Source organism: Patulibacter ginsengiterrae (genome assembly GCF_056269115.1).
In genome coordinates this window covers 33185-53209 of record NZ_JBWDOG010000024.1, presented here as the reverse complement: position 1 = coordinate 53209, position 20025 = coordinate 33185, and the positions used below count along the sequence as shown (strand labels likewise).

18 protein-coding genes are annotated in these 20025 nt (G+C 74.1%); 14 read left to right on the top strand and 4 right to left on the bottom strand.

Translation table 11 applies throughout. From position 1 onward, the window contains the following. Window positions 1-24: 24 nt before the first annotated feature. Window positions 25-1344 carry a class II fumarate hydratase gene (locus ACVUH9_RS20940; RefSeq protein ID WP_475760538.1) on the bottom strand — a complete coding sequence of 440 codons (1320 nt, stop codon included), beginning with the start codon at window positions 1342-1344 and terminating at the stop codon, window positions 25-27. Between the two features lie 129 nt (window positions 1345-1473). Between ACVUH9_RS20940 and ACVUH9_RS20935 the strand changes: the two genes are divergently transcribed. Beyond that, complete coding sequence (locus tag ACVUH9_RS20935; RefSeq protein WP_475760535.1) at window positions 1474-2808, top strand: MATE family efflux transporter; 1335 nt, start codon at window positions 1474-1476, stop codon at window positions 2806-2808. A gap of 95 nt (window positions 2809-2903) precedes the next feature. Here ACVUH9_RS20935 and ACVUH9_RS20930 read toward each other — a convergent pair whose 3' ends face one another. Then, a complete protein-coding gene (locus ACVUH9_RS20930; protein WP_475760532.1) occupies window positions 2904-3701 on the bottom strand; it encodes a polyphosphate kinase 2 family protein in 798 nt (265 codons plus the stop codon). A 185-nt stretch (window positions 3702-3886) separates the two neighbouring features. Between ACVUH9_RS20930 and ACVUH9_RS20925 the strand changes: the two genes are divergently transcribed. Together ACVUH9_RS20925 and ACVUH9_RS20920 are read left to right on the top strand one after the other, a co-directional pair. Continuing rightward, window positions 3887-4558, top strand: a complete 672-nt coding sequence (locus ACVUH9_RS20925; protein WP_475760530.1) for a metal-dependent transcriptional regulator — start codon at window positions 3887-3889, stop codon at window positions 4556-4558. Window positions 4559-4674: 116 nt separating this feature from the next. Further along, window positions 4675-5598, top strand: coding sequence for a MerR family DNA-binding transcriptional regulator (locus ACVUH9_RS20920; protein WP_475760528.1), 924 nt, complete (start codon window positions 4675-4677; stop codon window positions 5596-5598). A gap of 27 nt (window positions 5599-5625) precedes the next feature. Here the strand turns inward: ACVUH9_RS20920 and ACVUH9_RS20915 are convergent, their stop codons facing one another. Next, window positions 5626-6219: a hypothetical protein gene (locus ACVUH9_RS20915; RefSeq protein WP_475760526.1), complete on the bottom strand. Its 594-nt coding sequence runs from the start codon at window positions 6217-6219 to the stop codon at window positions 5626-5628. 215 nt (window positions 6220-6434) lie between these two features. Between ACVUH9_RS20915 and ileS the strand changes: the two genes are divergently transcribed. The 7 genes from ileS to ACVUH9_RS20880 all read left to right on the top strand — a co-directional run bounded on the left by ileS (window position 6435) and on the right by ACVUH9_RS20880 (window position 16468). After that, window positions 6435-9779, top strand: coding sequence for an isoleucine--tRNA ligase (ileS, locus tag ACVUH9_RS20910; RefSeq protein ID WP_475760524.1), 3345 nt, complete (start codon window positions 6435-6437; stop codon window positions 9777-9779). Between the two features lie 265 nt (window positions 9780-10044). Next, the gene (locus ACVUH9_RS20905) at window positions 10045-10686 is read left to right on the top strand and encodes a hypothetical protein (protein ID WP_475760522.1); all 642 of its coding nucleotides are present in this window, start codon (window positions 10045-10047) and stop codon (window positions 10684-10686) included. Window positions 10687-10731: 45 nt separating this feature from the next. Beyond that, window positions 10732-11334 (top strand): signal peptidase I, encoded by a 603-nt coding sequence (locus ACVUH9_RS20900; protein WP_475760520.1) that lies wholly within the window; start codon window positions 10732-10734, stop codon window positions 11332-11334. Further along, a complete protein-coding gene (locus ACVUH9_RS20895) occupies window positions 11331-12179 on the top strand; it encodes a hypothetical protein (protein ID WP_475760518.1) in 849 nt (282 codons plus the stop codon). The genes ACVUH9_RS20900 and ACVUH9_RS20895 overlap by 4 nt, the downstream gene beginning before the upstream one ends. After that, complete coding sequence (locus tag ACVUH9_RS20890; protein WP_475760516.1) at window positions 12176-13459, top strand: hypothetical protein; 1284 nt, start codon at window positions 12176-12178, stop codon at window positions 13457-13459. The genes ACVUH9_RS20895 and ACVUH9_RS20890 overlap by 4 nt, the downstream gene beginning before the upstream one ends. A 100-nt stretch (window positions 13460-13559) precedes the next feature. Then, window positions 13560-14531: a hypothetical protein gene (locus ACVUH9_RS20885; RefSeq protein WP_475760514.1), complete on the top strand. Its 972-nt coding sequence runs from the start codon at window positions 13560-13562 to the stop codon at window positions 14529-14531. Continuing rightward, window positions 14528-16468 carry a YhgE/Pip family protein gene (locus ACVUH9_RS20880; RefSeq protein WP_475760512.1) on the top strand — a complete coding sequence of 647 codons (1941 nt, stop codon included), beginning with the start codon at window positions 14528-14530 and terminating at the stop codon, window positions 16466-16468. Before ACVUH9_RS20885 ends, ACVUH9_RS20880 begins: the two co-directional genes overlap by 4 nt. On the opposite strand, the gene ACVUH9_RS20875 is transcribed toward ACVUH9_RS20880, so the two are convergent. After that, window positions 16465-17190: a GntR family transcriptional regulator gene (locus ACVUH9_RS20875; protein ID WP_475760510.1), complete on the bottom strand. Its 726-nt coding sequence runs from the start codon at window positions 17188-17190 to the stop codon at window positions 16465-16467. The genes ACVUH9_RS20880 and ACVUH9_RS20875 overlap by 4 nt on opposite strands. A gap of 99 nt (window positions 17191-17289) precedes the next feature. Between ACVUH9_RS20875 and ACVUH9_RS20870 the strand changes: the two genes are divergently transcribed. The 4 genes from ACVUH9_RS20870 to hypE are packed head-to-tail and all read left to right on the top strand — an operon-like array spanning window position 17290 to window position 20013. Next, entirely contained in the window at window positions 17290-17568 is a 279-nt protein-coding gene (locus ACVUH9_RS20870) for a HypC/HybG/HupF family hydrogenase formation chaperone (protein ID WP_475760508.1), read from the top strand. Beyond that, window positions 17565-17813: a HypC/HybG/HupF family hydrogenase formation chaperone gene (locus ACVUH9_RS20865; RefSeq protein WP_475760506.1), complete on the top strand. Its 249-nt coding sequence runs from the start codon at window positions 17565-17567 to the stop codon at window positions 17811-17813. Before ACVUH9_RS20870 ends, ACVUH9_RS20865 begins: the two co-directional genes overlap by 4 nt. After that, window positions 17810-18925, top strand: coding sequence for a hydrogenase formation protein HypD (gene hypD, locus ACVUH9_RS20860; protein ID WP_475760504.1), 1116 nt, complete (start codon window positions 17810-17812; stop codon window positions 18923-18925). The genes ACVUH9_RS20865 and hypD overlap by 4 nt, the downstream gene beginning before the upstream one ends. Next, on the top strand, window positions 18922-20013 hold the full coding sequence (hypE, locus tag ACVUH9_RS20855) for a hydrogenase expression/formation protein HypE (RefSeq protein WP_475760502.1): 1092 nt from the start codon (window positions 18922-18924) through the stop codon (window positions 20011-20013). Before hypD ends, hypE begins: the two co-directional genes overlap by 4 nt. The last annotated feature ends 12 nt before the right edge of the window (window positions 20014-20025 follow it).

Genomic DNA, 20025 nt, shown 5'->3' with positions numbered 1-20025 from the left:
CGTCCACGGACGCCAGGCGCCGCCCTAGGACTGGTTGCCGCGCGCGATCTTGCGCAGGTCGATCGTCTTGTCGTACAGCTCGGCGTCGACGCCTTCGGCCAGCGCCACGTCGCGCAGCGGCTCGCCGGAGTCGGTCGCCTTCTTGACGATCGTGGTCGCGAGGTCGTAGCCGATCGCCTCGTTGAGGGCGGTCGCCGTGGCCAGCGTGCCGGCGGCCGACGCGTCGGTCCCGCGGGTGTTGGCCCGGACGCCGTCGATGCACTTCTCCGCGAACGCGACCGAGGCGGTCGAGAGCAGCTGGATCGACTGGAGCAGGTTGCGGGCGATCAGCGGGACGCGGACGTTCAGCTCGAACTGGCCCTGCATGCCGCCGATCGTGATCGCGGTGTCGTTGCCGATCACCTGGGCCGAGACCTGGATCACGACCTCGGGCAGGACCGGGTTGACCTTGCCCGGCATGATCGACGAGCCCTTCTGCAGCTCGGGCAGGAACAGCTCGCCGATGCCGACGCGGGGGCCGGAGCCCATCAGGGCGATGTCCTGGGCGATCTTGGTCAGCGAGACCGCGACGACCTTCAGCGCGCCGGACAGCTCGACCAGCGCGTCGCGGTTGCCCTGGGCCTCGAAGGGATCCTCCGGAGCGGCGATCAGCTCGAGGCCGGAGTCGGCGATCAGCTTCGCGCGGACGGCCGGAGCGAACTCGGCCGGGGTGTTGAGGCCGGTGCCGGTGGCGGTGCCGCCGAGCGGGATCTGACCGACCTGCGGGAGCGCCTGGCGGACGCGCTTGGCGCCGAGCCGGACCTGCGCCGCGTAGCCGGAGAACTCCTGGCCGAGCGTGACCGGCACGGCGTCCATCAAGTGCGTGCGGCCGGCCTTGACCACGTCGCGGAACTCGTCGGCCTTGGCCTGGAGCGACGCCTCCAGCTGCTCGAGGGCGGGCAGCAGGCGGTTGGTCGCCTCGTCGAGCGCGGCCAGGTGGACGGCCGAGGGGAAGGTGTCGTTCGACGACTGCCCCATGTTGACGTGGTCGTTCTTGTGCGCCGCCTCGCCGGTCAGCGCCGAGATGACCTCGTTGACGTTCATGTTCGTCGAGGTGCCCGAGCCGGTCTGGAAGACGTCGATCGGGAACTGGTCATCGTGCTCGCCGGCGACGATCGCCTTGGCGGCGACGGCGATCTTGTCGGCGATCCCCGCGTCGAGCTTGCCCAGCTCGGCGTTGACCTGGGCGGCTGCGCCCTTGATCCGGGCCTGCCAGCGCACGACCTGGATCGGCACGCGCTCGCCGGAGATCGGGAAGTTGTCGACGGCCTTCTGGGTCTCGCTGCCGTACAAGGTCTCAGCCATGGGTACCCCTCGGGTTCTCGGGTGACGCGGTGATGCGACGGGAGGCGGACACTACTCCGGCACCTCCGCGCCGCGTCCCGCGATTCGACCGATCGACGGGCTGTGCCGCCCCGCTACGCTCGCCGCTCCGTGCTGCCCGGGCGCTCCCCTCACGACCGCGAGATCCTGCGGCTGGCGTTGCCCGCCCTCGGCACGCTGGCCGCCGAGCCGACCTACCTGTTGGTCGACACGGCGATGGTCGGCCACCTCGGGACCGCGCCGCTGGCGGCGCTCGCGCTGGCCGCCTCGATCCTCGGCACGGTCGCCGGGCTCGGGGTCGTCGCCACCTACGCGACGACCGCCGCCGTGGCCCGTCTCTCCGGGGCCGGGCACCGCGACGAGCTGCGCCGGCTGGCCGCCCAGTCGCTCTGGCTGGGCCTGGTCGTCGGGCTGCTCGGCGCGCTGGTCGTGGTCGCGCTCGGACCGCTCTGGATCGAGCTGCTCGGCGGGCGCGGCGAGACCGCCGACGACGCCGCCCGCTACCTGCGGATCGCCGCCCCCGGCCTCGCCCTGGCGCTGCTCAGCCTGGCCGCGCAGGGCTGGCTGCGCGGAACCGGCGACCTCCGCACCCCACTGCTGATCGTGCTGCTGGGGAACGTGGTCAACCTCGTCCTCAACCCGATCCTGATCTACGGATTCGACCTCGGGCTCGACGGCAGCGCGATCGCGACCCTCGTCGGCCAGGCGACGATGGGGCTGCTGTTCGTCCGGCTGCTCTGGCGCGGCAGCGTCCCCGACCCGGACGACCCGACCGCGGCCGCCGTCGACCGCCGCCCGTCGCTCGCGCTGCTGCGCCGACTCGGGGCGACCGGCGGATTCCTGCTGGTCCGGACCGGCGCCCTGCTGGCGTCGTTCGGCGTCGCCTCGGCCGTCGCCGCCCGCAGCGGCGAGCCCTCGTTGGCTGCCCACCAGATCGGCTGGCAGCTGTTCCTCTTCCTCGCGCTGGTGCTCGACGCGATCGCGATCGCGGGCCAGGTGCTGATCGGCCGTGCGCTCGGGGGCGGCCGGACCGACGAGGCGCTCGCGGCCTCGCGGCGGATGGTCCTCTGGACGGTCGCCTTCGGGCTGCTCGCGGCGCTGCTCCTGCTCGTCGCGCGGGACCTGATCATCGGGGTCTTCACCGACGCCGCCGACGTCCGCGAGCGCGCCCGCGCGATGTGGCCGCTGCTCTGCCTGATGGTCCCGATCGGGGCAGCCGTCTTCGCCTTCGACGGGATCCTGATCGGGGCCGGCGACGCCCGGTTCCTCGCCGGGGCGATGGTCGCCGCGGCGATCGTCGGGATCCCCGTGATGGTCGCGTTCCACGAGCTCGGCTGGGGGATCGCCGGGGTCTGGGCCGGGATCAACGTGGTCATGATCGTGCGCCTGGCCGGGACCTGGTGGCGGTTCCACGGCCGCCGCTGGGCGCGCCCCGGAGCTTGGTAGCAGCTGACGCGCGCCACTCCCGCGTCAGGGGAGCTGCGCGCCGGGGACGGACCTCGTGCCGTCGCGTTCCCGGCCGACGGGCGGGGCGTCGCCCGTCACTCGTCGTCGGCGACGTGGAGCGGGGCCGGGAGCGCGAAGCCGACCGCCTCGCAGCGCTCCTCGATCCGGCGGACGGCCGTCTCGAGCACCGCGACTCGGGTCCAGCGCTTGCTCTCGGCCGGGATCAGCTCCCAGGGCGCGTGCTTGGTGTCGGTCTTGGCGACCATCTCCTCGATCGCGTCGAGGTAGGCCGGGCGCTTCTTGCGGTTGCGCCAGTCCTCGTCGGTCAGCTTCCAGTCCTTCAGCGGATCGTCCCGCCGCCGCTCGAACCGCTCGAGCTGCTCCTTGGCGCTGATGTGGAGCCAGAACTTGATCAGCAGGGTGCCATCGTCGACGAGCTGCCGCTCGAACTCGCGGATCTCGCGGTAGCCCCGGCGCCAGGCGCGCTTCGGCGTGATCTTCTCGACTCGTTCGACGAGCACCCGGCCGTACCAGGTGCGGTCGTAGACGGCCATCCCTCCGCGGCCCGGCAGCGGCAGCCAGAACCGGTGCAGCCAGTGGTGGCGGAGCTCGTCCGGGGTCGGCGCCGCGAACTGGACCACCCGGTAGTGACGCGGATCGAGCGGGGCGACCAGCCGCTTGATCGAGCCGCCCTTGCCGGCCGCGTCCCAGCCCTCGAGCACGATCAGCAGCGGTGGCCCGAGCGGGTGCTTGCCGGCCGCGCCCTCGGCCCCGGTCAGGCCGCCCAGCGCCAGTCGCAGCTGGGCCAGCCGGGTCTGCGCCGCGGTCAGCCGTTCGGCCTCCTCAGCACGCGAGAGCTTGAGGCGCATGTCCAGATCGTCGAGACGGCCCATCGGGCCAGCCTAGATGGTTGGTTCGGGTTGGTTCGCGGATTCGTGATCCTGCCGTGCCGCCGGTCGAGAGGCCGGGCGCTCGCGCCGGCCGGCCCGTCGCGTGCGGGGCCGCCGCGGTTCGCTCCCGAACGGGTCGATGGTCGCTGTCCGACCGCCGTACTGTTTGTAGACTCTTCTATCAACGCATGGCAGAAGTCACCGTCACCGAACAGCAGTACCTGGAGGCTCTCCTGCATCTGCACGAGGCCGGGCTGCCCCTGACCGCCGCCAACGTCTCCCGTTCGCTGACGCTGTCCGCCCCGACCGTCCACGAGATGGTCAAGCGGCTCGAGCGCGACGGACTGATCGAACGCGACGCGCGCAAGCGGATCTCGTTCACCGACGAGGGCCTCTCGATCGCCCGTGAGGTCGCCAGCCGGCACCGGATCGTCGAGCGGTTCCTGACCGACGTCCTCCAGATCCCGTGGCACCAGGTCCACGACGAGGCCGCGCGGATCGATCGCACCGCCGGGCCGGTCGTGCTCGAGCGGATGCGGCAGGCGATCGCCCCGGCCACGACCTGCCCCCACGGGCATCCGCTCGACGCGGGCAACCGCGTCCGCTGCGGCGCCCGGCTCTCCGAGGTCGCGATCGGCGACCGGATCACCGTCCTGCGGTTCGAGAACGAGCAGCCGGACGTGCTCGGCGACCTCCACGCCGCCGGCCTGCGGCTCGGCCTCGGGGCGACGGTCACCGCCCGCGGCGACGACGAGGTCGTGCTCGAGTCGGCCGACGGCGAGCACCGGCTGAGCGAGCGGATCGCCGGGACGGTCACCGTCTGGGTGACCGTGGCGACGCCCGCCGCCACCGCCGGCTGAGCCGCGCCCCGGCCGCGCACGAGCGGCCCGTTCGCGCGAGCGACGTCGGACCCCGCCACGCACGGGACGTTGCCGCGCTTGCGGTCTCGGTCCGCGTCACCGACGATCGCTCGCTCATGACCGCGATCCGCACCACGGCTGCCTCGGAGCTGCTCGGCGTCTCCGCCAGCACGCTTCGTGCGTGGGAGCGGCGCTACGGGTTCCCGACCCCCCAGCGGACGGGCGGCGGTCACCGCCAGTACGACCTCGGTGAGATCGAGGCCCTGCGCGACGCGATCGACCGCAGCCCGGACGCGGCGACCGCGGTCGCGATCGCCCGCCGCGAGAACGCCAGCGGCGCGAGCGGCGGCTACGACGCACCCTCCGGGCGGTCGCGCGGAGGCACCCGGGCCGAGACGTCGCCGGTCGACCGCCTGCGGCGGGCGCTGCGGCGGTTCGACGAGGCCGAGGCCGACCGGACCGTCGAGGAGTCGCTGCACCTGCGCTCGCTGGAGCGCTCGGTCGACGAGCTGCTGCTGCCCGCCGTCGACGGGCTCGACCGCGACCAACCAGGATCGGTCGAGTACGCGTTCGCCTGGCGCTGGGCCTCGCACTGGCTGGCGGCCGCGACCCGCACCGCCCCGCCCGCCCACCGGCCGCACGTCGTCGTCCTGCTCGACGGGACCGGCCCGACGACGCTCGACGCGCTGCGGGTCCAGGCGCTCGACCTCGCCCTCCGCCGGGCCGGCGTGCTGCCGATCACCGTCGGCGCTGACCTCCAGGCCGCCGAGCTGGGCCGCGCCGTCGGCCGGATCGGCCCCGCGGCGCTGGTCCTGAGCGGCCGCAGCGTCCCGCTCGATCGGCTCGGCCGGCTGGTCTTCGCCGCCCAGCGTGCCGTCGGCGGTGAGCTGCCGGTGCTCGACTTCCACGGCCCCCTGGTCGAGGCCCGGACGACCGGGGTCGAGCGCCTCGACCCCGCGCCGCTGGTCGCCCGCTCGCGGCTGCTGCAGCTGCTCGACGGCGACGACGAGCCGCCGTTCCGCGTGCGGCGCGGCCGCTGAGCGGCGTCCCGCGGACCGCGCCGACCCTCAGCTCGCGGGCGGCGGGTCCTCGAGCGGCGCCGGCGGGTCCTCGAGGTCCGACGTGGCCTCCGGCGTCGACGCCGTGGGCGGATCCTGCGGCGGGGCCGCAGCGGCCGGCGGCGTGGCGGGGCTCGGAGCGGTCTGGGCCGCCCGGCGTTCCGCCGCCTGCTGCTGGACGTCGCGCAGCGCCGCCTGGCCCCCGCTGGCCTGGAACAGCTGGAAGGCGCCGTAGCCGACCACCGCCAGCAGGACGATCCCGAGCCAGAAGCCGATTCCGAGCCCGCCGTCGGCCAGCCGCTGGATCACGAAGATCGCGCCGATCACCACGACCGCGAGCGCCCCGACCGCGCTGGCGAGGTCGGCCTGGCGGCCCGTCACCGGGGCGACGCCGGCGATCCGCAGGCCCTCCCAGATCAGCACGCCGATCAGGACGATCCAGGCCAGCGTCCCGAGCTGGTGCCAGCCCGTGAAGTTGACGCTGACCCCGAAGATCGACGCGTGGTACCACGGCAGGAAGCTGTTGAGCAGGAGCAGGATCCCCCCGCCCAGCAACAGTCTGCGTGGTGTGGTGAGCGCGTTGAGATCGGTCGATGGCGACACGGAAGCCTCCGTTGGGAAAGGCCCAGCGGGATTGCCGGGAGCCCCCACCCTCTCGCGAGACGGGGGCCGAGCGCAAGCATTTGCGTACGGCGGCTCGACGGTGACCGTCGACGGCGCACGCGCGACGCGCCCGCCACCGCCCCCGGCCACCGACGGACCGCCGCGCGACCACCGCCGGACGGGCGACGACGCCGTGTTCCTACAATCGGATGTCCATGTCACGCCGCCCCGTCGATCCGAACCAGTCGTTCCCCACGCTGGAGACGCAGATCCTGGAGCGGTGGCGGGAGCGCGACGTCTTCCACCAATCGCTCCGGCAACGGCGCGATGCGGGCGCCGAGCCCTGGGTCTTCTACGAGGGTCCGCCGACCGCCAACGGCAAGCCCGGCAGCCACCACGTGCTGTCGCGCGCGTTCAAGGACATCTTCCCGCGGTTCCAGACGATGCGCGGGCGGCTCGTCGAGCGCAAGGGCGGCTGGGACTGCCACGGGCTGCCGGTCGAGATCGGCGTCGAGAAGCAGCTCGGCCTCAGCTCGAAGGCGGAGATCGAGGCCTACGGGATCGCCGAGTTCAACCAGCGCTGCCGCGACTCGGTCTTCGAGTACCTGGACGACTGGAACCGGCTGACCGAGCGGATCGGCTACTGGGTCGACCTCGACGACGCCTACCGCACGCTCGACCGGGAGTACATCGAGCAGGTCTGGGGCGCGATCCGGGCGATCGCCGACAAGGACCTGCTGTACGAGGGCCACCGGGTCGTCCCCTACTGCCCCCGCTGCGGCACCGCGCTCTCGAGCCACGAGGTCGCCCAGGGCTACAAGGACATCCTCGACCAGTCGGCGTTCGTGCGCTTCCCGGTCGTCGACCCCGCCGGATCGCCGCTCCAGCCCGGCGACGCGCTGCTCGCCTGGACGACGACGCCGTGGACGCTGCCCGCCAACGCCGCGCTCGCCGTCCACCCCGAGCTGGAGTACGTGCGGGCCCGGGTCAGCGGCCGCCCCGTCGACGGCCAGAGGACCTCGACCCCGGTCGACGGCGAGATCGTCGTCGTCGCCAAGGCGCTGCTCGAGCGGGTCGTCCCGACGACCAAGACCGGCGGCGAGGGCAAGCCGGTCCCCAACGGGACCACGGTCGAGATCCTCGAGACGCTGACCGGGGCCCAGCTCGCCGGGGCGCGCTACACGCCGCCGTTCGACTTCATCGCGCCCGAGGAGTGGGGCCCGCGCGGCAACACCGTGCTCGAGGCCGACTTCGTGACCGCCGAGGACGGCACCGGCGTCGTCCACACCGCGCTGGCCTTCGGCGCCGACGACTACGCGCTCGGGATCGCCGCCGGGCTGACCGTCGTCAACCCGGTCGGGCTCGACGGCGCCTACGACGAGCGGATCCGCGGCTACGCCGGCCGCCAGGTCAAGGAGACCGACCCCGAGCTGGTCGAGGACCTGCGCGCATCCGGTGCGCTCTGGCTCGCCCGCGAGTACGAGCACTCCTACCCGCACTGCTGGCGCTGCGGGACCGCGCTGCTCTACTACGCGAAGCCGTCGTGGTACATCGCGACCTCGAAGATCCGCGACCAGCTGGTCGCGGCCAACGAGCAGGTCAGCTGGCACCCGGACCACATCAAGCACGGGCGCTTCGGCAAGTGGCTGGAGGGCAACGTCGACTGGGCGCTCTCCCGCGAGCGCTACTGGGGCACCCCGCTGCCCGTCTGGCGCTGCGACGCGGAGGGCTGCGACCACCTCCACTGCGTCGGCTCGTTCGCCGAGCTGCAGCAGCTCACCGGCGAGGACGAGGAGCTGCAGGATCCGCACCGGCCCTACGTCGACGACCTGACCTTCGCCTGCGACCGCCCGGACTGCGACGGCGGCACGATGCGTCGGGTTCCCGAGGTGATCGACGTCTGGTTCGACTCGGGCTCGATGCCGTTCGCCCAGCACCACAAGACGCTGACCGAGACCCGCGACCTGCCGGCCAACGAGCGCAGCTGGCCGGCCGACTACATCTGCGAGGCCCAGGACCAGACCCGCGGCTGGTTCTACTCGCTGATGGCGATCTCGGTCCTGCTCCAGCAGCAGGACGGGCCGACCCCGGACGGGACGGTCCGCGCGACCGCGATCAGCGCCGGCGTGCCCGGCGAGGCCCCGGACGCCCTCCCGCCCTACCGCGACGTGGTCTGCCTCGGCCTGATCCTCGACGCCGAGGGCCAGAAGATGTCGAAGTCGAAGGGCAACATCGTCGACCCGGCGTCGGTCCTCGACCGCTTCGGCGCCGACGCCTTCCGCTGGTACTTCTTCACCAGCAAGCAGCCGTGGGACGGCTACCGCTTCTCGACCGAGGCGATCGGCGAGGGCGTGCGGCTGTTCCTGCGCACGCTCTGGAACACCTACGGCTTCCTCGTCATGTACGAGAACGCGTCGGCCAGCGGCACCAGCCGCGACGCCGCGGCCGTCAGCCAGACCGACGGCCAGGAGGACCCCGGGGCGTTGATGGACCGCTGGATCCGCTCGCGCCTGGCCGCGACGGTCGAGGAGGTCACCGACCGCCTCGAGGACTTCGACGCGACCTTCGCGGGGCGCGCGATCGCCGCCTTCGTCGACGATCTCTCCAACTGGTACGTGCGCCGCTCGCGGCGGCGGTTCTGGGAGGGCGACCCGGCCGCGCTGGCGACCCTCCGCGAGTGCCTGGTCGTCGTCGCCCAGCTGCTGGCCCCGTTCACCCCGTTCGTCGCCGACGAGATCTACGACAACCTCGACGGCAGCAAGGGCTCGGTCCACCTGACCGACTGGCCGGAGGCCGGCCCCCGCGACGAGGAGCTGGAGCAGGCGATGAGCATCGCCCGCGAGACCGTCCAGCTCGGGCTCGGGGCGCGTGGCCAGTCGAAGCTCAAGATCCGCCAGCCGCTGCACGAGGCGGTGGTGGTCGCCGCCGACCGCGAGCGCGAGGCGATCGAGCGGCTGGCGTCGATCGTCCGCGACGAGCTCAACGTCCACGAGCTGCGGTTCGTCGACGACGCCGACGAGCTCGGCTCGTACGAGATCAAGCCCAACTACCGCCCGCTCGGGCGTCGCTTCGGCAAGGCGATGCCGCAGGTCGCGGCGGCCGTCGCCGGCCTCGACCCGGTCCGCGCCGCCGCCGCGGTCCGCGCCGGCGGCAGCGTCGGGATCAACGTCGAGGGCGTCGAGCACGAGCTGACCGAGGACGACCTGATCCTGCGGATGGAGCCGCTGGCCGGCTACCAGCTCGAACGCGACGGCAGCCACGCGGTCGCGCTCGAGCTGGCGATCGACGACGACCTCCGCCGCGAGGGCCTGGCCCGCGAGGTCGTCCACGCGATCCAGGGTGCCCGCAAGGCGGCCGGGCTGGAGATCACCGACCGGATCTCGCTGACGCTGGATGGCGCCGACGAGCTGCTGAACGCGGTCCGCGCGCACGTCGACTACGTGACCGGCGAGACCCTGACCGTCGCGGTCGAGTACGGGGACCCGCGGGCGGCCAGCGCCGATCCGCACCACGCCGAGATCGAGCAGCTGCCGCTGCGGGTCGGGGTCGCGCGGGCCTAGAGCCGCGCGGGACGGTCCGCTTCCGGTGCCCCGCGGGACACCGGAAGCGGACTGGACGAATATATGAGTCCGGCGGTCAGCCGCAGTCCCGATCGTCGCTTGCGGCGACGCGAACGGGCGGCCATATACCAGATGCGCGTACGCTGTCCACGGCCCTTGGGGCGAGCGTAAGGTGCCCCCACGGTCCGACGGCGCGTCGGACGTCGTCCCACCCAACGGGTCCGTCCGCGTCCGGTCGTGGCGGCTCCGTCCCAGGAGGATTCCCATGGAACCCACCCCCCAGCAGCGATCGTCCCGTCGCCGCCGGATCATCGCCACCGTCGGCGTCCTGACCGTGATCGGCGTCGCCGGTGGCTACGGCACGTACTCGGCCTTCACCGACACCACCGAGCTCGACGGGACCGCCTCGGCCGGCACGATCCAGCTCAACGACAAGGGCTCCGACGTCCGCTCGTTCAGCGTCACGGGCCTGCTCCCAGGCGACGCACCGAGCGTCTGCTTCGTGGTCGCGGCCCCGGCCGCCGGCAACACGCAGGCCCAATCGGTCGCCCTCGCCTCGTCCTCGACCACCGTCGCCAGCGCCGCGAACACGTCGCTCGCCGGGGACCTGCGGGTGACGCTCGCCCGCGTCGCCGCGGCCAACGAGGACTACACGACCGTCGACGGCCCCGCCGGCGGCACGATCGCGATGACGCGCACGAGCACCTGCACGTCGGTCCCGACCCCGGATGCGACCGTCGGCCCGTTCTCGGTCACGGGCATCGCCAGCCTGACGGACACGTTCAGCCTCAGCCCGGGCAACAAGGTGATCTACAAGCTGACGGTCGCCCTGCCGACCGCCGTGGCGGCCAGCCAGGGCGGAACGGCGAGCTTCAAGCTGCTCTGGACCGGCTCGGTCGGCACCTGAGCGGCGACCCGACGACAGCCCGCCCCCAGCGTCTCGGTCCCGGCCGTGTCGATTCCCCCGGCAACGGTGCTCGCTCCCGCGGTGGTGCCCCCGCCGCGGGGAGCGCTGCGCGTGCTGCTCCGCGTGCTGCGGGCGGCCGCGCTGCTCGTCGCCGCGCTGCTCGCCGTGGCGCTGCTCGCGCTCAAGCTGTGCGGCTGGCAGGCGTTGACCGTCCTGACCGGCTCGATGCGCCCCGCGATCGTGCCCGGCCAGGTCGTGATCGTCTCGCCCGAGCCCGCCTCAGCGCTGCGCCCCGGGCAGATCGTCACCTACCACCGGCCCGGGCTGACCGGCACGATCACCCACCGGGTGCGGTCGGTCCAACCCGCTCCCGGCGGGCGCCTGCGGGTCACGACCCGTGGTGACGCCAACCGCGGCGCCGAGACCTGGCTGATCCCCGCCTCCGGCACGGTCGGGCGCCACGAGGCCACGCTGCCGCCGCTCGGCGGCGCGCTCGGGCTGCTGGTCGCCGGCCACGGACGGCCGTACTTCGTCGGCGGCATCAGCCTGCTCGGGGCGCTGGTGGTCCTGTGGTGGATCTGGGCGCCGGAACGCCCCCGGCGCGATCCCGCGCACGACGGCCTCCAGGCCCCGGAGCCGACCCGATGACCGCCCCCCGTCCCCTGCGGCCCGCCCCGGCCCGTCGTCGTGGCCTGACCGTGCTCGTCGGCCTGACGCTGCCGCTCGCGGTCGGCACCGGGGTCGCGATCGCCGCCTGGACCGACAGCACCCAACTGACCGGGACCGCGTCGGCCGACTACCTCGTGCCGACGGTCCGACTGGTCCCGCACATCGACGGCACGGCGGTCGACACCGCCGTGCTCACCGCGGTCCCCGCGACCTGGACCGGGCTCTCGTCGACGGCGACCTCCGCCTACCAGTGGTTCTCCTGCTCGCTGACCCTGACCGGCTGCGCCGCGATCAGCGGCGCCACCGCCAGCACCTACAGCGTGCCGGCCGGCGGCGCGGCCGCCAACCGCTACGTGCTGCAGGAGACGGTCACCAACGGGACCAAGACCGCGACGGCGGTCTCGATCCCGACCGAGCTGCAGAGCCCCGGCGCGCTGGCCGGGCTGATCCCGTTCACCGCGGTGGCCACGGCGATGCCGACGATCTCCGGCAGCTTCACCGTCGGCTCGACCGCAACCGCGACCCCCGGCACCTGGCAGGCCCAGGACCTGCTCGGGACCGTGATCTCGGTGATCTCCGGCAGCAGCAACGCCTACCAGTGGCTGCGCTGCGGCGCCGTCGGCAACACCGCCAACCCGACCGTCGGCACCGCCGGCTGCACGACGATCCCCGGGGCGGGCAACGCCACCCGCACCGTGACCGGCGCCGACGTCGGCCACCGCCTGCGCGTCCAGGTCGTCCACACCACGACCGTCGCGCTCAACGTCTCCTCCGCCGTCAACCGCGTCGACACCCAGGCCAGCGTGGTCGTCACCAACCCATGAGCGACCGACGCGTCGTCCTCTCGGCCGCCGCCCTGGTGGTGCTCGCGATCGTCGCCGCCGTCGGGGTCACCTGGGCCGCCGATCAGCCCGCGCCGAGCCTGACCCGCGACGAGCGCGGACTGCTGTTCGACGACGTCCACCTGACCCCGGGGTCGACCGTCACCCGCTGCACCCGTCTGCGGCCACGCGGCGGTGCGCTGACCGCGATCGGCTTCGACGGCCGGGCGACCGGATCGCTGACCTCGGCGGTCGCGATCGAGGTCGTCCGTGGGGTCGCGCCCGACGGCCCGGGCAACGGCTGCGGCGGCTTCGTCCCCGAGCGGAGCATCTGCTCCGGGCCGCTCGACGGCCTCCCGGGGGACGCCCCGCTTCCCGACCCGATCGCCGTCCCCGACGGGACCGCGGTCACCTACCAGGCGACGATCGCGCTGGGCCCCGGCCCCGCCGCCGGGCGCACGAGCATGCGGCTGCGGCTGACCGGCGTCTTCGCCGACCGGCCGGCTCCGGCGCCGCCGCCCGGGCCGCCGATCCCTCCGATCCCGGACTGCCGGGAACGGCGCTCCCGCGGGCCGGTCGGGACGACGGCGACCGGCGACGGCGCGGCCCTCGGGGTCCGCACCCCCGCCGACCTGCCGGTGACGCTGGTCCGCCCGCTCGCGGTCTACCTCCGCCCGCCGGACGGCCGGCGCCCGGAGGTCCGGGTCGGGGAGGCGCTGGTCCCGCTCCGCCGTTCGGGCACCCGGCGCTGGGTCGCCCCGGTCCCGCTGCGGCTGCTCGCCCGCGACCCGCGGATCGCGATCCGCAGCGGGCGCCTGCGGGCGGTGCTCGTCGTCCCGACCCGGCCCTGCCGGATCCGGGTCCGCGCGTTCCTCGGCACCGGGCCCACGCTCGACCTGCGGATCGACGGCTCGAAGCCGCTGCGCGGGGCGAGCACGCTGCTGCCGGCCGCGCTCGGACGGCCCCGAGGCGGCAGGGTCGGCGTGCGCCTGGTCGACGCGGACGGCCGCCGGACCGTCCGCACCGGCGCGTTCGGCCCCGGCGGCCAGAGCGGGTCGTCGCGCCTCCCGGCGATCCGGTTCGACGGGCGCCGGCTCGGCCTCCGCGACCTGCCCGACCGGGTCGGGGTGGTGAGCGTGCGTCTGCGCTTCGATCCGGCGCGCGTGCGGGCGGTCCGGGCCCGGCTCTGCGACCGACGGACCGTCGTCTCCGGCGCGGTCTCGGACGGCGGCCCACGCCGCTTCCGGACCCCCGTCGCGCTGCCCGGCGACCGGTGCCGGTGAGCGGCGCCGGTCACCCGTGGTCAGCGCGGAGACGCCCGGACCACCCAACGATTCGCAGCCGGCTCCGGGGGCCCGGTACCGTGGAGCCGATGGTGCGGCCGTGAACCCATCCGCGGAGCGCGGGTCCTCCCCGGACTCCCGCGCAGCCGGTCGCGCCGGCTCGCTACCGCGCCGGCTCCTGCCCCGCTGGCCGCGGACCGCGGCGGCCAACGAGCCCGGCGAGCACCCGCCGATCGGGGTCGACCTGCTCGGGCGGGGTCTGGCCGCGCGTGGTCCCCGGGGACCGATCTTCATGCAGGTCGACCTCGACGTCCCCGCCGGCGGGCTCGCCGTCGTCCACGGCCCGGGCGGCTCCGGGCGCAGCTCGCTGCTGCTGGCGCTCGGTGGGCGCTTCCGGCTGACCGCCGGCGAGCTGCGGGTCGGCGAGGCGCTCGCCAGCGACGGCCTGGCCCCGCTGCGGGCGCTGTCGACCGTCGCCCGGGTGCTGCCGGGCGTCGAGCCCGACGAGGGCCTGCGGATCCGCGACCTCGAGCAGGAGGCGGAGATGGCGTCCGCCGGCCGCTGCAGCCCGGCACGGCTCGCCGCCGCCTACGCGCTGCTGGAGATCGAGCCCGAGCGCTCGGCCCTGCTCGGCGATCTCCACCCGCTCGAGGCCCTGCTGATCACGGTCGCCCACGCCGTCGCCGAGCACCGCCCGTTGGTGCTCGTCGACGACATCGAGGAGGGGCTGCCCCGCGCCGACCTCCGCCGGGCCTGGCGCGTGCTCGACGCCGTCGCCGACGCCGGCCCGACCGTCGTCGTCTCCGCGCTGGAGCCGCCGGACGACGTCGAGCACGTCGCGATCGCGCTGCCCCACCCGAGTGAGCACCGCCGGGTCGTGGACCGGGTGGGCCGCCAGCGCCCCACCGACGACGATCGTTCCGCCACGGCCAACGCGGAGCCGGCCCCGGCCTCCGACGACGCTCCCGCCCCGTACGCCGAGCACGAGCCGCCGGCTGGCCCCGCCGACGGCGCGCCGGCCGCGGACCGCCCTCCCGACGACGACCGCCCGGAGCCGGAGCCGCGCGGATGACCGCCCTCCGGCTCGCGTGGCTCGAGCTCTGGCGCTTCCGTCGCGGGCTGCCGCGGCTGGCCCTGCTCGGGATCGCGCTCGTGCCGGTGCTCTACGGCGGGGTCTACCTGTGGTCGAGCTGGGATCCGTTCGGGCATCTCGACAAGGTCCCGGTCGCCGTCGTCAACGAGGACCGGCCGGTCGAGGTCGAGGGCCAGACCGTCGACGGCGGCCAGCAGTTCGTCGATCAGCTGAAGCAGGAACGCTCGTTCGACTGGCACTTCGTGACCGCGCGGGACGCGGCGAAGGGGATCGTCGACGGCCGCTACCTGTTCTCGATCACCGTCCCCAGCAACTTCAGCCAGCGGCTGGCCAGCCCGGTCGGCGAGCAGCCGCAGCAGGCGCAGCTCCAGCTGCGCCTCGACGACGCCAACGGCTTCATCGTCAGCCGGCTCGCCTCGTCGGCCCAGGCCGAGATCCAGCGGCAGATCAACACGGCCGCGGTCACGGCCTACACCGAGAGCGTGCTCGGCGACGTCGGCACCCTCCGCAAGCAGCTGGTCGAGGCGCTCCGGGCCGTCGAGCAGGTCCACCGCGGCACCGAGCGGATCGCGACCGGGGCCAACGACCTGCTCGACGGGATCACCCCGCTCGGCAGCGGCACGGCGTCGCTGGCCACGGCCGGTCGCCAGCTCGAGCAGGGGCTGACCAGCCTCGCCCGGACCGCCGACGCGCTCGGCTCGGCCGCGGCCGGCGCGATCGCCCCGCTGACCGCCTCGCTGGTCGACACCGCCGAGGCCGCCCAGGGCACGGCCAACCTCGCCGTCGGCCCCGCCGAGCGCTTCGCCGCCCGCACCCGCGAGATCGACCGTGCGCTCCGCCGCCTGGCCCGCGAGCTTCCGCCCGAGATCGCCGACGGCCGGGCGTTCCGGCTGCTCCGCGAGCAGGCGCGCACCATCCGCGCGCAGGCAGCGCAGACCAACGACGTCGTCCACCAGGTCGCCGCGACGACCGATCGGCTGACGGCCCGCGCCCGTGGGCTCCAAGCCCGCAGCGGCCAGACCGCCCGCGAGCTGCGGGGCAACGGCGGCACCGCCGACCTCGCCCAGGCCGCCCGCAGCGCCAGCACCGGGCTCGACGCGATCGACCAGGCCGTCAACGGCGCGCTGCCCGGCGCCCGCCTGCTGGTCTCGGCGACCGCCGAGGTCAACGAGGGGATCGTCAAGATCGAGCGGCGGCTGAAGGCGACCCTGCGGCAGGTCCCGTCGCCCGACGCCCGCCAGCGGGCCCAGACGGCGAAGGTGCTCGGCTCGCCGGTCGAGATCAAGACGATCGAGCAGAACGCGGCGGTGATCTACGGCCGCGGGCTGGCGCCGTTCTTCTTCCCGATCGGGCTCTGGGTCTTCAGCATCTTCGTCTTCTTCCTGCTGCGTCCGGTCAACCCCCGGCTGCTGACCGCCGGCACGCGGGCGACGACGACCGCGCTCGCCGGCTGGCTGCCGGCGGCGGCGCTCGGCGCGATCGGCGGGCTGCTGCTGTACCTCGCCGTCGAGCTCGGGCTCGGCCTCGACGCGGTCAAGCCGTTCGCGACGATCGGCGTCCTGGTCCTGACCGTCGGGACCTTCGCCGCGATCATCCAGCTGCTGCGGACCTGGCTCGGCGCGCCGGGCGACGCGGTCGCGCTGGTGCTGCTGATGGCCCAGCTCGGCTCGGCCGGCGGGCTGTACCCGATCCAGACCACCCCCGGGATCTTCCAGACGCTGCACCCGCTGCTGCCGATGACCTACGTCGTCGACGCCCTACGGGTGACGATCTCGGGCGGGCAGGCGGGCCACGCCGTACGGGCCGTGATCGTCCTGCTCGGGTTCTGCCTGGTGGCGCTCGCCCTGACCTCGCTGCTGGTGCGCCGCCGCCGGGTCTGGACGATGGACGAGCTGAAGCCGCGGGTCGAGCTCTAGCCGACGGGCTCCTCACCGCTGGCGGGGGCGGGCGGGTCGTTGGCCGCGCCGGCCCCCGTCTCGCTCAGCTCCCGCTGGACCAACCCGCCGAGCGTCAGCCAGTTCGCCCGCGCCGCGGTCGCCGCGCCGGCCGCGTTGCCGGCGCTCGCCCGCTCGATGATCGCGCGGTGCTGGGCGGCGGCGGTCCGCCCCGGAGGCCGCCCGAGCGCCCGCTGCTCCATCCGCTGCAACGCCGGCAGCAGCCGCGCGAGCGCCTGCTCGACCTGCGGGTTGGCCGCCCGCTCGACGAAGACCTGGTGGAAGCGGTCGTCGGCGTCGAACGCCTGGGCGCACTCTCCTGCCCGCAGCGCCCGCAGGTAGGCGTTCTGGGCCCCGTTGAGCGCGGCCAGGTCCGCTGGTCGCAGCCGCGGGACCGCCAACTCGGTGGCGAGGCCGTGGAGGACCGCCAGCAGCGGGAAGGTCTGCTCCGCGTCGCGCGCGTCGAAGGTCGTGACCCGGGTGTACCGCTGCGGCAGCGCCTCGACCAGGCCGTCCTCGCCGAGCCGGCTCAGCGCCTCGCGGACCGGCGTCCGACTGAGGCCGAGCCAGCGGCACAGCTCCGCGTCGTGCAGCTGCTCGCCGGGGGCGAGCGTGCCGTCGACGATCGCGTCGCGCAGGGTCGCGTAGGCCCCGTCGCGCAGCAGCTCCCGTCGTACCGCCTGACGTGCATCAGGAACAGGCATCTGGAATGCCAGTAGACCACCGGCATGTGATCCCTTGCCAGCCGCGATCAGTGCGAGTAGACCCCGTAGACCGTTTGTTCGATCGAAGGAGCTGCCACCGTGTGCCTGGCCATTCCGGGGAGGGTGATCGAGATCGTCGACGAGGCCCAACGCCTCGCCCGGGTCGACGTGGCCGGCGTGCAGCGGACGGTCAACGTGGCGCTGCTGGACGCCGACGGCGTCAGCGTCGCGCCCGGCGAATGGGTCCTGATCCACGTCGGCTTCGCGCTCTCGAAGGTCAACGAGGCCGAGGCCGAGGCGACCCTCAGCCTGCTGCGCGGGATGGGACGCGACTTCGAGCAGGAGCTCGAGGAGCTGAAGTCGAGCGTGATCGAATGACCGCCGACGACGCCGCCTGCCCGGCGGCGACCCACGCCGCGCACCACTGCGTGACCTGCGGCGACGACGGGCTGCCGATGGTCGTGGTCACCCTCGACCCGGCCCGCGGGCTCGCGCTCTGCCGCGCCGACGACGGCACCCGCCAGAGCGTCGAGACCGCGCTCGTCGCGCCGGTCGCCGTCGGTGACCGGCTGCTCGTCCACGCCGGCACCGCCCTGACCCGGGCGAGCGAGGCGATCGCGTGAGGTTCGTCGACGAGTTCCGCGACGCCGAGCTCGGCCAGCGGCTGGCCAGCGAGATCCGGCACGCGGTCGAGCCCGGCCGCCACGTGAAGCTGATGGAGGTCTGCGGCGGCCACACCCACTCGATCTACAAGTACGGGGTCGACGACCTGCTGCCGAGCAACGTCGAGCTCGTCCACGGGCCCGGCTGCCCCGTCTGCGTGATCCCGATGGGCCGCGTCGACGACGCGATTGCGATGGCCCACGAGCCCGGCGTGATCTTCACCTGCTTCGGCGACATGATGCGCGTGCCCGGATCGGACGGGACCCTGCTCGACGCCAAGGCCGCCGGCGCCGACGTGCGGATGGTCTACTCGCCGCTCGACGCGCTGCGGATCGCCAAGGCCACCCCCGACCGCGAGGTCGTCTTCTTCGCGATCGGCTTCGAGACGACGGCCCCCTCGACCGCCCTCACGCTCAAGCGGGCGCGGGCCGAGGGCGTCGACAACTTCAGCTGCTTCTGCAACCACGTCACGATCGTGCCGCCGCTGCGGGCGCTGCTCGACTCGCCCGACCTGCGGCTCGACGGCTTCGTCGGGCCGGGTCACGTCTCGACCGTCGTCGGCGCCCGACCCCTGGAGTTCATCCCCGCCGACTACGGCAGGCCGGTGGTGGTCAGCGGCTTCGAGCCGGTCGACATCCTCCAGTCGGTCCTGATGCTGCTGACCCAGCTGGCCGACGGCCGCTGCGAGGTCGAGAACCAGTACAAGCGGATCGTCCCCTACGAGGGCAACCTGCGGGCGCTCGAGATCATGGCCGAGGTCTTCACGCTCCGTCCGCACTTCGAGTGGCGGGGCCTCGGCTTCATCTCCCACAGCGGGTTGCGGCTCTCCGACGCCTACGCCGACCTCGACGCCGAGCGGCGCTACAGCGTGCCCGGCGTGCGCGTCGCCGACCCCAAGGCCTGCCAGTGCGGCGAGGTCCTGAAGGGCGTGATCAAGCCTTACGAGTGCAAGGTCTTCGGGACCGCATGCACGCCGGAACGGCCGATCGGGACCTGCATGGTCTCCTCCGAAGGGGCCTGCGCCGCCTACTACAACTACGGGCGCTTCGCCCGCGAACGGCAGGTCGTATGAGCGTCGACGCCGCCGCCGACCGCGAGTCGCGGATCCTCGGGATCATCGCGACCGCCCGGGCCAAGCGCCCGAAGTTCCGCGACGAGCGGATAACGATGGCCCACGGCGCCGGCGGCAAGGCGACCGGAGCCCTGATCGAGGGCCTGCTGGTGCCGGCCTTCGCGTCGCCCGAGCTGGACCGCCTGGCCGACGCTGGCGACGTCACGATCGACGGCACCCGGATCGCGATGACGACCGACAGCTTCGTGGTCAAGCCGCTGCGCTTCCCCGGGGGCTCGATCGGCGAGCTGGCGGTCAACGGGACGCTCAACGACCTCGCGATGGCCGGCGCCCGGCCGGTCGCGCTGACGCTCTCGCTGATCCTCGAGGAGGGCCTGACCCGCGAGGTGCTGGCCGCCGAGGTCGAGGCGATCGCCCGTACCGCCGAGGCCGCGGAGGTCCGGATCATCTCCGGCGACACCAAGGTCGTCGAGCGCGGCGCCTGCGACCAGCTCTACATCTGCACCACCGGGATCGGCGCGAACGACCCCCGCGCGACGCTCTCGCCCGACGGCCTGCGGCCCGGAGACGCCTTGCTCGTCTCCGGGCCGATCGGCGAGCACGGGACGGCGATCATGCTGGCGCGCGGGGAGTTCGAGCTCGGAGCCGACATCCGCTCCGACACCCGCTGCCTCTGGCCGGCCGTCGACGCCCTGCTCGACGCCGCCGGCCCGCAGCTGCGCTGCCTGCGCGACGCGACCCGCGGTGGCGTCGCCTCGGTCCTCAACGAGCTGGCCCGTGCCTCCGGCGTGGCGATGCTCGTCCGCGAGGCCCAGGTCCCCGTGCACCCGGCCGTCGTCGGCGCCGCGGAGCTGCTCGGGATCGACCCGATGCACGTCGCCAACGAGGGCGTGCTGGTGGCGGCGGTCGCCCCGGAGGCGGCCGACGCGGCGCTCGCCGCGCTGCGAACCGCGCCGGGCGGAGCGCAGGCGGCGGTGATCGGGGAGGTCCGCACGGAGCCTCCCGGGATGGTGCTCGTGGAGACCTCGTTCGGCGGCAGGCGGGTCATGGACCAACTGGTCGGCGATCCGCTGCCGCGGATCTGTTGAGAGGAGACGGTG